Source organism: Exercitatus varius (assembly GCF_029577735.1).
Taxonomy (GTDB): domain Bacteria; phylum Pseudomonadota; class Gammaproteobacteria; order Enterobacterales; family Pasteurellaceae; genus Exercitatus; species Exercitatus varius.
The window spans coordinates 59172-72467 of sequence record NZ_JARQTO010000003.1 but is presented as its reverse complement, the minus strand read 5'-3'; the positions used below and the strand labels follow the sequence as shown (position 1 = coordinate 72467).

10 protein-coding genes and 1 riboswitch are annotated in these 13296 nt (G+C 48.1%); of the genes, 2 read left to right on the top strand and 8 right to left on the bottom strand.

Annotated elements, in window-relative coordinates:
• Window positions 1-479 precede the first annotated feature (479 nt).
• Window positions 480-1367 carry a tyrosine recombinase XerC gene (gene xerC / locus P7M01_RS04480; protein ID WP_317476233.1) on the top strand — a complete coding sequence of 296 codons (888 nt, stop codon included), beginning with the start codon at window positions 480-482 and terminating at the stop codon, window positions 1365-1367.
• Between the two features lie 8 nt (window positions 1368-1375).
• On the top strand, window positions 1376-2086 hold the full coding sequence (locus P7M01_RS04475; RefSeq protein ID WP_202936028.1) for an HAD-IA family hydrolase: 711 nt from the start codon (window positions 1376-1378) through the stop codon (window positions 2084-2086).
• 163 nt (window positions 2087-2249) lie between these two features.
• Here the strand turns inward: P7M01_RS04475 and P7M01_RS04470 are convergent, their stop codons facing one another.
• From P7M01_RS04470 to leuS, 8 genes are all read right to left on the bottom strand, one after another.
• On the bottom strand, window positions 2250-3458 hold the full coding sequence (locus P7M01_RS04470) for an MFS transporter (RefSeq protein ID WP_317483250.1): 1209 nt from the start codon (window positions 3456-3458) through the stop codon (window positions 2250-2252).
• Between the two features lie 180 nt (window positions 3459-3638).
• Entirely contained in the window at window positions 3639-5471 is a 1833-nt protein-coding gene (gene glmS / locus P7M01_RS04465) for a glutamine--fructose-6-phosphate transaminase (isomerizing) (protein ID WP_317483251.1), read from the bottom strand.
• Between the two features lie 62 nt (window positions 5472-5533).
• On the bottom strand, window positions 5534-6313 hold the full coding sequence (locus P7M01_RS04460; RefSeq protein WP_202936031.1) for a DeoR/GlpR family DNA-binding transcription regulator: 780 nt from the start codon (window positions 6311-6313) through the stop codon (window positions 5534-5536).
• A 248-nt stretch (window positions 6314-6561) separates the two neighbouring features.
• A complete protein-coding gene (locus tag P7M01_RS04455) occupies window positions 6562-7920 on the bottom strand; it encodes an alanine/glycine:cation symporter family protein (protein ID WP_317479718.1) in 1359 nt (452 codons plus the stop codon).
• Between the two features lie 64 nt (window positions 7921-7984).
• A riboswitch (glycine riboswitch) is annotated at window positions 7985-8087 on the bottom strand.
• A gap of 197 nt (window positions 8088-8284) precedes the next feature.
• Window positions 8285-9334: a DNA polymerase III subunit delta gene (gene holA / locus P7M01_RS04450; protein ID WP_317483252.1), complete on the bottom strand. Its 1050-nt coding sequence runs from the start codon at window positions 9332-9334 to the stop codon at window positions 8285-8287.
• Entirely contained in the window at window positions 9335-9862 is a 528-nt protein-coding gene (locus P7M01_RS04445) for an LPS-assembly lipoprotein LptE (RefSeq protein WP_317477022.1), read from the bottom strand.
• An 11-nt stretch (window positions 9863-9873) separates the two neighbouring features.
• On the bottom strand, window positions 9874-10569 hold the full coding sequence (locus P7M01_RS04440) for a hypothetical protein (protein ID WP_317480783.1): 696 nt from the start codon (window positions 10567-10569) through the stop codon (window positions 9874-9876).
• A gap of 28 nt (window positions 10570-10597) precedes the next feature.
• Entirely contained in the window at window positions 10598-13180 is a 2583-nt protein-coding gene (gene leuS / locus P7M01_RS04435; RefSeq protein ID WP_317483253.1) for a leucine--tRNA ligase, read from the bottom strand.
• Window positions 13181-13296 lie beyond the last annotated feature (116 nt).

Here is a 13296-nt window from a genome sequence, read left to right as displayed (position 1 = left end):
TTTTCCGTGTCTTTTCTTGCACAATATGGAATGAATATTCAGTTCGTTTTATAAAGCGATAACAGACTCGCTTTCGCCTTCGCATAATTTCACTTAACCTGTTGATAATAAAAGGTTAAATGCGACATTTAGGCGACCTTAAGTAAATCGCCTAAAGCATGATGCGGCTTCAACTTGCGGATGACGTCTCTTCTTTCCGCCGCCGTTTTTGCCGGTCGAGCTCCTCCAACTTTTTTAAGTACGCATTCTCCGCATGTAAATAAGCCGGTTCGCGCTGCAACTTTTTGAACGCTTGCCGCTCAGTGACAAGTTTGCAACGCGTAAACAAAATTGATAAGAATAAGCCACGTTCTGCACCTCAATTTGGGTGTCCGGGGTTTTGGATATGAATAAAAGTGCGGTCGATTTTTGTCACGTTTTTTGATGTTTTTTCTTGCCGGATTTTGTTCTAGAATAGGCGTCACCGAGGTAAATTCACAATGCAAAACGCCCTTCAAAAATATTACGATTATTTGCGGATAGAACGCCGGCTCAGCCCGTACACGCTGCTCAATTACCGACGTCAATTGACGGCCGTCACCGACATGCTGACGCAAAACGGCATTCATTCCTGGCAACAAGTTACGTCGAGCGTGGTGCGCTTTATTCTGGCGGAAAGCCGCAAATCGGGTTTGCATGAAAAAAGCCTGGCGTTGCGTTTGTCGGCGCTGCGTCGGTTTTTAGCCTATTTGGTCGTTCAGGGCGAACTGAAAGTGAATCCCGCCACCGGCATTTCTGCGCCGAAACAGGGAAAACATTTGCCGAAAAATATCGATCAGGAACAAATCGGTAAACTGCTGGATAATCACAGTAACGAACCCATTGACATCCGCGATCGCGCCATGCTGGAGCTGATGTACAGCTCAGGTTTGCGGCTGTCGGAGCTGCAAGGATTAGATCTCAACCACGTGAATCTGCAATCCCGCGAAGTGCGCGTGCTGGGGAAAGGCTCGAAAGAACGCATTCTGCCTGTGGGACATCAGGCGTTAGAAGCGATTAGAGACTGGTTGCGGGTGCGTTTGCGGTTCAATCCCACGGACGACGCGTTATTTGTCAGTTCTCAAGGCGGGCGCTTAACTCAGCGCGCCATTCAAAAACGCATGGAAATCTGGGGCGTAAAACAAGGATTGAGCACCCATCTTAATCCGCACAAACTGCGCCACAGTTTCGCCACCCATATGCTGGAAGCCAGTTCCGATTTACGCGCCGTGCAGGAACTGCTCGGACACAGCAATCTGGCCACCACACAAATTTACACCCATTTGGATTTCAAACATCTTGCGGATGTATACGATCAGGCGCATCCGCGTGCTAAACGAAAAGGTTAAAAAACAGCATGAAATTTTACCGCACTTTTCTACCGTTTAAGGTTATCAGTTTTGATCTGGACGACACCCTTTACGATAACCGCGAAGTCATTCGTACCGCCAATCAGGAATTTTTGTCGCGGTTACAGCAAACCAGTCAAATCTCCGACCTGAACGAAGAAACCTGGCAGGCGTGGAAAGATCGCGTCGCGCAACAGGAACCCGTTTTATGCGAAGATGTCACGGCCTGGCGCAAATTAGCCATGCAGCGCATGCTCGAGCATCACGGCAAAAGTGCGGTAGAAATTCAGTATATTTCTCAGGGCGTTATGCAACATTTCCTGGAATTTCGCCATGAAATTAGCGTGCCGTCCAAAACTATCGCCATTCTCAACCTGCTCAAACAGCGTTATCGCCTGGCGGCAATCACTAACGGCAATGTTACGCCGCGCCGCATAGGGTTGAACCAGTTTGACGTCGTCTATTGCGGCGGTTTACAGGGCAGAGCCAAACCTCATCAGGATTTATTTCATCGAACCGCCGAATATTTCGGCGTTCGGCCTGATGAAATTTTACACATCGGCGATAATCTGATCACCGATGTGCGAGGCGCTATTCAGGCGGGATGTCAGGCGGGCTGGATTAATTTATCCGATAAAAGCATACGGGAATTCAGCGACGCCACTTTATTGCCGACCATGGAAATCTCGGATTTACTACAGTTACTTGACTTGATATAAAGGCATAGTAGACAAAATGGTTGCTAATGAATCTTTTTAATTATCCTTAGCCGCTCTTTTAAAAAATCTTTATGTTTTCAATACCAGTGATGTAACCGTAATAAAATACTTTTTAGGCGCTCTTTTTAAGAGTCGGCGCCATTATTTTTAATTCCTCACGCTGTCAATCCAGCGCCTTACCTTTCAATTCCGGAATTAAGAATAAAGTGGCGACCATATCCAACAGATAAATCGCCGCTAAAAAGCCAATAGCGATTTGGAAAGAATAAGCGGAAACCACCGCGCCCACCACAATGGGACCAAAACCGCCCACGGCTCGTCCCAAATTAAACAGTACATTCTGTGCCGTGGCGCGGGCTTCCGTCGGATAAGCTTCCGACATTAACGCACCGTAACCGCCCATCATCCCGTTCACAAAAGCACCGAGCGCCGCGCCGGCAAACAGCATAACGGTCGGATGAGTTAATTGGGAATAAACGATAATACTGATAACCGCACCGGCTTGAAACAGCAGAAAACTCGGCTTGCGTCCGATTTTATCCGCCAGGCGGCCGAAAATCCAAATTCCCGCCATCATGCCGAAAATCGTCACCGCCGTCCACACGCCGGATTTAGTCAGGCTAAAACCGAGTTGCTTGGATAAAAAATTCGGCAGCCAAATCATAATACCGTAATAACCGAAATTTTGTACCGAAGTTAACACCACCACGCCCAAACTGACTTTCGCCGTCGCCTTGTCTTTCACTAATAATTTGAACGGCGAACCTTTCGGTTTATCCGCTACGGTCTGTTTTTTCACAAAAACTTCCGGTTCATGTAAACGGGCACGCAGAAACCAAGCGACAAAAGCCGGAAAAATCCCCACTAAAAACATGCCGCGCCAACCGATAATCGGTAAGAATAATGGGGTTAATAATGCCGCCGCCAATACGCCGACCTGCCAACCCAACGCCACATAGGAAGAAGCTTTAGCACGATGGCGCGCCGGCCAGGCTTCCGCCGCCAGCGCCATACCGATACCGAATTCGCCGCCTAAACCGATGCCGGCAATGGTGCGATAAATTAACAGATCCCAATAGCCTTGAGCAAAAGCGCACAATCCGGTAAATACGGCGAATAACAGAATAGTCCAGGTAAGCACCCGCACACGCCCGTATTTATCGCTCAATGCGCCAAAGACAATTCCGCCCGCTACGGCGCCAATCAGCGTCCAGGTGACTAAAGAACCCGCCTGAGCCGGCGACAACGCGAGATCGGCGGAAATGGCGGAAAGCATAAAACCGAGAATTAAAAGATCGAAGCCGTCCATGGCGTAGCCCACGGCAGAGCCCATTAGCGCTTTCCAGCCGTAGCTGTTTACTTTATTTGACATGATGAAGTCCTTTTGTTGCTCGCAGGCAACCTTTAAAGTCAAAGAAGAGAAAAAAGACACTTTCCCATCGGGAAATTGAGGCGTAGTTTAGGAAATTCCGCCTGATTTGACAATAAAATTTCGTAAAAAATGACCGCACTTACATAAAGTGCGGTCGATTTTCAGCAAGTTTTTTACGGATTATTCCACCGTCACCGCTTTCGCCAGGTTACGCGGTTGGTCAACGTCGGTACCTTTGATTAACGCAATGTGATACGACAACAATTGTAACGGCACGGTATAGAAAATCGGCGCGGTCACTTCGTCTACTTTCGGTAACACGATGGTTTTGAAGTTATCGGCGTCGGTAAAACCGGCGTCGCTATCGGCAAACACATACAACTGACCGCCGCGGGCGCGCACTTCCTCGATATTGGATTTCACTTTTTCCAATAAATCGTTTTCCGGCGCCACCACTACAACCGGCATTTCGCTGTCGATTAACGCCAACGGACCGTGTTTTAATTCGCCCGCCGCATAAGCTTCCGCATGAATATATGAAATTTCTTTCAATTTCAGAGCGGATTCCATCGCAATCGGATAATATTCACCGCGCCCCAAGAACAAGGTGTGGTGTTTTTCCGCAAAATCTTCCGACAACATTTCAATTTGTTTATTGAACACCAAAGCGCTTTCAATCTGAGCCGGTAAGCGTTGTAACGATTGAATGATGTGATGTTCCTGTTCTTCGCTTAAATTGCCTTTCAAACGACCGAGCGCCGCGGTTAACAACAACAGACAGGTTAATTGAGTGGTGAACGCTTTGGTTGACGCAACACCGATTTCCACGCCCGCACGCGTTAAGAAAGCGAAATCCGATTCGCGCACCAACGAAGAACTTGCCACGTTACAGATTGTCATTGCCGACATATAACCGGATTCTTTTGCCAAACGTAACGCCGCCAGGGTGTCCGCCGTTTCACCGGATTGCGAAAGGGTGATCAACAAACTGTTCGGACGGGTCACGAATTTACGATAACGGAATTCCGATGCGATTTCCACATCACAACTTACGCCTGCAATGGCTTCGAACCAATAACGCGCCACCATACCCGCATTATACGAAGTACCGCAAGCCACAATTTGAATATGTTCCGTTTTAGCCAGAATTTCCGCCGCATTCGGACCGATAGCGTCAATGTTGACTTTACCTTCTTTGATACGACCGTCCAAAGTGTTCATAATGGCAACCGGCTGTTCAAAAATTTCTTTTTGCATGTAATGACGGTAAGGACCTTTATCCGCGGCATCCGCTTCAAAGTTACCTTCATGGATTTCGCGTTGCACTTTTTGACCGTCGCGGGTATAGATTTGCACGGATTTGCGGGTAATTTCCGCCACATCGCCTTCTTCCAGATAAGTGAAACGGCGGGTTACGCTTAATAACGCCAATGGATCGGAGGCAATAAAGTTTTCACCTACGCCGTAACCGATAACTAACGGACTGCCGGAACGGGCAACGATTAAATGTTCGGGTTCTTCTTCGTTTAATACCACCGTACCGTATGCACCGCGCAGTTGTTTTACGGTTTTCTGTACCGCTTCCAACAATGAACCTGAAGTACGCAATTCCCATTCCACTAAGTGTGCGATAACTTCGGTATCGGTTTGAGATTTAAACACATAACCGCGTTCCTGCAGAAGCGCTCTTAATTCTTCATAGTTTTCGATGATGCCGTTATGCACGACCGCAATTTTGCCCGAACGGTGCGGGTGTGCGTTGGCTTCCGTCGGTTCGCCGTGAGTCGCCCAGCGGGTATGCGCAATACCGGTTCCGCCCAACAGCGGTTTTTCCGCCATGGCGTCATCCAAGGCTTTGACTTTGCCCACACGACGCAGGATTTGCATATTTTTATCGGCACCTAATACCGCAACACCGGCTGAATCATAACCGCGATATTCCAAACGATGTAAACCATCGACTAAAATTTCCGCCACATCACGTTGCGCTACCGCACCAACAATACCACACATAATTTTTTCCTCTTAGTTGCAGTGAGATTTCCCCACTAAATGGTTAAATATAAACTTTTCAATTATTTCGCAATAATCACTTCGACATGATGTCCTTCGATAACCGCTTTATCTTTATCGGACAGCAAATCATCCGTCACCAACACGTCAATTTGCGCCCAATTCAATTCCAAATTCGGCATTTTGCGCCCGATTTTCTGGCTTTCCACCATCACGATCACTTCCCGGCTGACTTCCGCCATCACCTGACTTAATCCCACCAATTCGTTGAAAGTCGTCGTGCCCCGTTCCAAATCAATACCGTCGGCACCGATAAAAAGCTGGTCAAAATCGTAAGAACGCAACACCTGCTCCGCCACCTTCCCCTGGAAGGATTCCGAACGGGTGTCCCAAGTACCGCCGGTCATCAGCAAAGTCGGTTCGTTTTCCAGCGAACGCAATTCGCTTGCCACCGACAAAGAATTAGTCATCACCACCAATCCTTGTTTACTGTTCAACTGCTTAATGAGCGCCGCCGTCGTACTGCCGCTGTCAATAATAATACGATGATGATCCTTAATCCTTTCAGCCGCCGCTTTCGCTATAGACAACTTTCGTTTCGAAAGGTTCTCATCCTGCGATTCATCAATGAAATCTTTCGGCATTAAAATTGCTCCGCCGTAACGGCGAACCAAAAAACCGTTGATTTCAAGTGCGGTCAAATCTTTACGGATCGTGACTTCGGAAGTATCAAAAAGTTGAACCAACTGTTCTACGCTCACTTCGCCCTTATCCTGCAACAACTGCATAATGGCGTGACGGCGTTGTTGGGTATTGCGCACGGGGGAATTTCGTTTTGTCATTTCCATGGTTAATGTTCGCCCTAAAGTTTCGTTTCGGAATTATAAGTTAATTTTTCGAAATGTAAACAATAAAAAAGCCGCAATCAGCATTGCGGCTTTGAACTGAGTTTATTAAGAATTATCCGTCATACGCGGACATTAAAAAACGTTGCGGTTTTTATGCGTAATCGTCGGTGCGATCACTTATGGCTTCGCCACCGTTGGCAAATCCAACATCCAAAAAACATTGCGTTTTTTGACCGCACTTTTTAGATTTCTTCGTCAAGATCGCCGCGGGCCATGCGACGGAAATAATCGCGGGTTTCCTCTACAATCACTTTACGCAAGCCGATTAACGCAATTAAATTCGGGAACGCCATCAAACCGTTTACGATATCGGCCAGAATCCAGATTAAATCCAGTTTCAGGAACGCTCCGCAAGCCACCAATAAAATAAAAATCGAACGATAAATTTTAATGCCGCGAATATCAAACAAATATACGAAACAACGTTCGCCGTAATAACACCAGCCTAAAATCGTGGTGAAAGCAAAAAACAGCAAACCGACCGTAACGATGGTCGCCCCAAACTGCGTGCCAAGCCCTAGGGAAAACGCCGCATTAGTCGCGGCCGCACCTTCTACCTCGGCGTTCCATACGCCCGTAATCACCAAAACCAATCCCGTCATGGAACACACAATAATGGTATCCAGGAAGGTTCCGGTCATAGAAATCAAGCCCTGACGCACGGGCTCTTTAGTATGCGCCGCAGCGGCCGCAATCGGCGCCGAACCCAAGCCGGATTCGTTGGAAAAAATCCCGCGCGCCACCCCCGATTGAATCGCTTTCATAACAGTAATGCCCAGCACACCGCCTAAGGCCGCTTCCGGATTAAAGGCGCTTGCGACGATTAACGCCAAAGCGGCGGGCACTTTATCCGCATTAATCATCAGAATAACCACGGAAGTCGCCACATACAAAATCGCCATAAACGGCACGATGAAGGTGGATACCGAGGCAATCCGTTTCACGCCGCCCAATACGATTAAGGCGACCAAAACGGTCATCACCGCCGCCGAGGCTTCAATCGGCACGTTAAAGCTATCGTGCATGGCGTGAGTAATGGCGTTAATCTGCGGAAAAGTTCCGATACCGAAGAACGCAACCAAAACGCCGAAAACGGCAAACAATTTCGCCAGCCATTTAATGCCCAATCCGTTTTCAATGTAATACATCGGGCCGCCCGCCATAAAGCCGTTTTTATCGCGTACACGATATTTTACCGCCAACAAACCTTCCGCGTATTTAGTTGCCATACCGAGCAACGCCACCAACCACATCCAGAACAAAGCGCCCGGTCCGCCCGCTTTAATCGCCGTAGCGACCCCGACGATATTGCCGGTGCCGATCGTCGCGGACAATGCGGTACAAAGCGCCGCAAAAGCGGAAACGTCGCCCGCCTGTCCCGCGCCGCTTTCGCGTTTAAACATATACACAAAAGCCCGCGGCAAATGGCGGAATTGAATAAAGCCCAATCTCAGCGTTAAATATAATCCGGTGCCGGATAATAAAATCAGTAAAGGCGGCCCCCAAATAAAAGAGTCGACGGCAGATAAAATTGATTCCATTTGTAAATTCCCGAAAATTGAAAAATACAAAGGCAGAAGAGATAAAAATGATAGGTAAAATGAATCTCTCGCCCCTGTCCTTTTGCCTGAGCGTTTCAAGTGTCGCCACTTTTTCGCCTTCGGCGTCCGCGCATAAAATGCGAACGGATCTCTCCAAGGGTTCGTCCAGTAACAGTCCCCGCGACGGATGTCGCACCTGAAAGATTTTGCTTCTTCGGTGTGAAGTTAATTCTCCACTCTCCAGCTACCTTCGTCCGAACGGTTTTTATCGGTCGCTACCAATAAAAAGTGCGGTCGATTTTATCAAAGTTTTTGAAAAATTCAACCGTAGTTTAAATACCAAAAAATATATGCCGGTCCGACCTTATTTGCCCTGCGCAATTTTCACCGAAATATCCGCCAGCCGATCCCAAATATCGGCGCCGAAATCCAGTTTCGCCGTGCGTTCCAAATCCGCCAGCTGTTGGATAATTCGATACAATTTGCGATAAGTTAAGCGTTGAAAGGTTAACACATAAAGATTCCGGCGGTTTTGCCACACTTTGAGACGGTCGAAACCTTCCCGCAGCTGAGCGGCAGGCAACGGCGCATCAATGGCGGGCAAACCTTGTGCCGGTTTGGACAGTTCCAACAAAGTCATCAACTCACGTTGTAACGTCCGCAACAACACCACCGGTTGCACATCTTCCGCCTGTAAACCGGTCAGAATCCGTCTGGCGCGCGCTTCTTTGCCTTCCAGTACGGCATCAATCCATTGAAAAGGTGTGAACGTCGAAGATTGCTCCACCACTTTCTGCACCCGCGCAAAGGTGAGTTTTTTGTCCGAATGCAATAACGCCAGCAGCTCTAACGCCTGCTTCAGCGCCAGAAGATTGTTTTCATAACTGTAACACAACAACTGCAGCGCATCCTGCTCAATGGTTAATCCCATGGCTTTCACGCGATTCGCCAGCCAGCGCGGCAACTGCTCGGCGGTCGGCGTTTGGCAGTTCACCTGAACAATCGACGGTTCATAATTTATCGCCCGTTTATGCCATTCGCTCTTTTCGAACAGTTTGGAAAACTTGGCGAATTGTACAATCAACAACACGTCCTCATTCAACACCGATATCAATTCCGCCAGATTTTTCTGTAAAAGTGCGGTCAGATTTTCCGGTAAATTTAGGCTGATAACTTGCTTGTTAAAAAACAATCCGCGGGACTGGCAACGTTCCTGCAAATCAACCCAATCCGTCGAATTATCCGCCGTCACTTCCAGCCGCTCGTCAAAACCTTGTGCGGCGGCGGTTTTGATAATCAGATCGCGGCTTTCCGCCAGCAACAGCGGATCCTGTCCGACCAAATAATAAAGGCTCGCTAAGCGTTGACTTAGCGAGCTGGTCAGTTGTTCGGGGAAAATACGGGTTAACGCCATTTATTTTGTTTTGACCGAAGAATCCGGTTTAGCTTCGACTTGATGCTGTAGCGCGACCATTTTGGAAATAAGCTGGCGCGCCGCCTGTTCGCGCATGTCGCGCCACATGATTTCCTTTTCGGAAGATTTGGCAAGCGCCGCACGCGAGTTATCGAAGAAGGTTCGGTTCACACGAGTGGAAATCGGATAAGCGTCTTTATTCGGAAAACGAACGGTCGCACTGACATCCAACATCAGCATTTTTTCCGCTTCCCGCCCTTGTTTGAACACCGACACGACTTCGTCATCCGTGGTAATTTTGGTAATTCTCAGCACCGGCACATCTTTCGCTGCGTCCACCAGTTTAATATTGTTTAACTGCAACTGTCTGCGCATCGCCATGGACATATCGCTGTACGGATCGCCGCTTTCGAAAGTCAGCGTTTGCAATTCGGCGGGCACTAATTGTCCGGTCTGAAAATGAAAACCGCAGGCGGAAAGACCGAAAAGTGCGGTCAAAAATAACGCATTTTTGATATGTTTAAGCATAGAATTCGTCTCTATTTACAAATAATATTGAATAAAATACTGGCTTTTTCCTGAATATTCAATAGCGCAATATTTTTGCCCCGTTTCGCTTCGTCGGCTTTCAGTTCACCTTGCAAAGCCGCATCGGAACCGGTAAAACTCGGGGTATAACCAATCTCTTTCGGCGCTTCGTCATGGCGCAGATTGACATTAATCAGGCCGGTATAAAAATCCGTGAAACTGTTGTGCGGATAATAATTGGTGGTCATCAGCAAATCCACGCCGGTTTTGCTTTTGAAATCCCGGCAAAGAGCATTTTTTCCAGCAAATCTGGCATGCGTCAAACGGAATTTGCCGAATTCATAAAAATCCACCGTACGAGATTCGGCCATTTGCTTGACATCCTGCGCCGCATAAGGGCTGAGCGACTTACCTTGCGCCCGGAAAATCGCCGCCGCAGCGTTTTTCTTCGTATCGAACAAATAATACAAATCACCCAAACGTTCCCGTCCGCCAAGGCTTTGGCTAATCGCTTCGCCCTGCGGTTGGTCGAGGGTTTTGGCGCGTTGCGTGTTCGATGAATAAACCCGTCGCGCAAACGCCATTTTTTTCACTTGCCCGTCAATATCTTTATAAGGACGCCATTCCAATCCGTCATGATCAGCCAGACTACAACCGCAAAGTGCGGTCAAAATCAGCGACATTTTTGCCCATTTCACGATATTCATAACGTCCTTAGCAAACGATTCCGGCGGCCTATTTCGCGACGAAGCTGAACAATTTGCCCGGCACGTAAATGGTTTTCACAATGTTTAATCCGTTCAGGAATTTTTGCACGTTTTCATCGGCAAGGGCGACTTGTTTGATGTCTTCTTCCGCCATGTCCGCCGGCACGGTAATTTTGCCGCGGACTTTGCCGTTTACTTGCACCACCACGAGTTTTTCGTCTTCCACCATGGCCGCTTCGTCTGCTTGCACCCAAGGCGCAAAGTCGATGATATTTTCGTTCCCCAGATCTTTCCATAATTGGAAACAGATATGCGGGGTAATTGGGTAAAGCATACGCACGACCGCACTCAGCGCTTCGCCCATTATTGCGCGATCCTGCTCGTCCGCTAACGGCGCACGGGTTAATTTGTTCATTAATTCCATAATTGCCGCAATCGCCGTGTTGAAAGTTTGGCGGCGACCGATGTCATCGGACACTTTGGCAATGGTTTTATGCACATCGCGGCGTAACGCTTTTTGCGCACTTGAAAGTGCGGTCGGATTTAGCGAAGTTTTTGCCGGATTTTTATTGTATTCGAACGCCAGGTTCCATAAACGGCCTAAAAAACGTTTCGCGCCTTCCACGCCGGATTCCTGCCATTCCAGCGTCATTTCCGCCGGAGAAGCGAACATCATAAACAGGCGAACGGTGTCAGCGCCGTATTTTTCCACCATTTCCTGCGGGTCGATGCCGTTGTTTTTGGATTTCGACATTTTCGTCATACCGGCGTGAACAAGTTCGTGGCCTTCGTCGTCCGTGGCTTTCAGAATTCGGCCTTTTTCATCGCGTTCTAAAATCACTTTGGTCGGCGACACCCAAATCCGTTCGTTGCCCTCTCCGGTGTAATAGAAGGCGTCCGCCAACACCATGCCCTGGCAAAGTAATTTTTTGGTCGGTTCGTCCGTCGCAACCAAGCCTGCGTCACGCAATAATTTGTGGAAGAAACGGAAATAAAGCAAATGCATAGTGGCGTGTTCGATACCGCCGATATATTGATCGACGGGCAGCCAGTAATTCGCTTCTTCCGAATCCAGCATGCCTTCATGATATTGCGGGCTGGTGTAGCGCGCATAGTACCAGGAAGATTCCATAAAAGTGTCGAAAGTATCGGTTTCTTTTAAGGCCGGCTGACCGTTATAACGGGTTTTCGCCCAGTTCGGATCCGCTTTAATCGGGCTTTTTACTCCGTCCATGACAACGTCTTCGGGAAGAACGATCGGTAAATCCTGCAACGGCGCCGGCACCACATCGCCGTTTTCCAGTGTCAGCATCGGAATCGGCGCGCCCCAGTAACGCTGGCGGGAAACACCCCAATCGCGTAAACGGTAATTAACCTGGCGTTTGCCTACACCCATGCGTTCCAGTTTATCCGCGATGCCGTTAAATGCAGCATCGAAATCCAAACCGTCGAATTCCGCCGAATTCACCAGCTTGCCATGTTCGGTAAACGCCGCTTTGGTTAAATCGATTTCTTCACCGTTTATCGGCGCAATAACCTGGTTAATCGGTAAACCGTATTTGACGGCGAATTCAAAGTCGCGCTGATCATGGGCCGGCACCGCCATCACGGCACCCGTACCGTAATGCATTAACACAAAGTTCGCCACCCACACCGGCACCGGTTTGCCGGTAATCGGGTGAATCGCATTAATGCCGGTCGGCATGCCTTTTTTCTCCATAGTGGCCAGTTCCGCTTCCGCTACTTTGGTATTTTTACATTCCTGAATAAAACGGGTTAATTCGGGATTATTTTGCGCCGCTTTTTCCGCTAACGGATGACCGGCCGCCACCGCTATATAAGATACGCCGTAGAAAGTGTCCGGACGAGTGGTGTAAACCGTAACGGTCTCGTCGCCGTTTTCGATTTTGAAGGTAATTTCCACCCCTTTGGAACGACCGATCCAATTGCGTTGCATGGTTTTTACCATATCCGGCCATTCCGGAAGCGTATTCAGTCCGTCCAATAATTGTTCTGCATAATCGGTGATTTTAATAAACCATTGCGGAATTTCCTTTTGTTCCACCGGCGTGTCGCAACGCCAGCAGCAACCTTCGTGAACCTGTTCGTTGGCTAGCACGGTTTCGTCGTTCGGACACCAGTTCACCACCGACGTTTTTTTATAAACCAGACCTTTTTTATAAAGCTCGGTAAAAAACCATTGTTCCCATTTATAATATTCCGGCTTACAAGTGGCGATTTCACGATCCCAGTCGTATGAAAAACCCAACATTTTCAGTTGTTTTTTCATGTAATCGATGTTTTCGTAAGTCCATTTCGCCGGTGCGGTTTTATTTTTTACCGCCGCCCCTTCCGCCGGCAGACCGAAGGCGTCCCAACCTACCGGTTGTAACACGTTTTTGCCGTTCATTCGTTGATAACGGGAAACCACATCCGCAATCGTATAGTTTCGCACGTGTCCCATATGCAAACGACCGGACGGATAAGGGAACATCGATAAACAATAATATTTTTCTTTACTGGTGTCTTTGACTGCTTTGAAGGTCTGATTATCCTGCCAGTATTTTTGGACTTCCTGTTCAAGCAAATCAGGACGATATTGTTCTTGCATAGTATTACCTTAAAAAATAACGAATTTTTTGACCGCACTTTGGCGGCGAAATCGGTTCTGAAAAATGAGGTATAGAATAGCGTAAAATGGGGGAAATTAACAGATTTTTTGCGGGC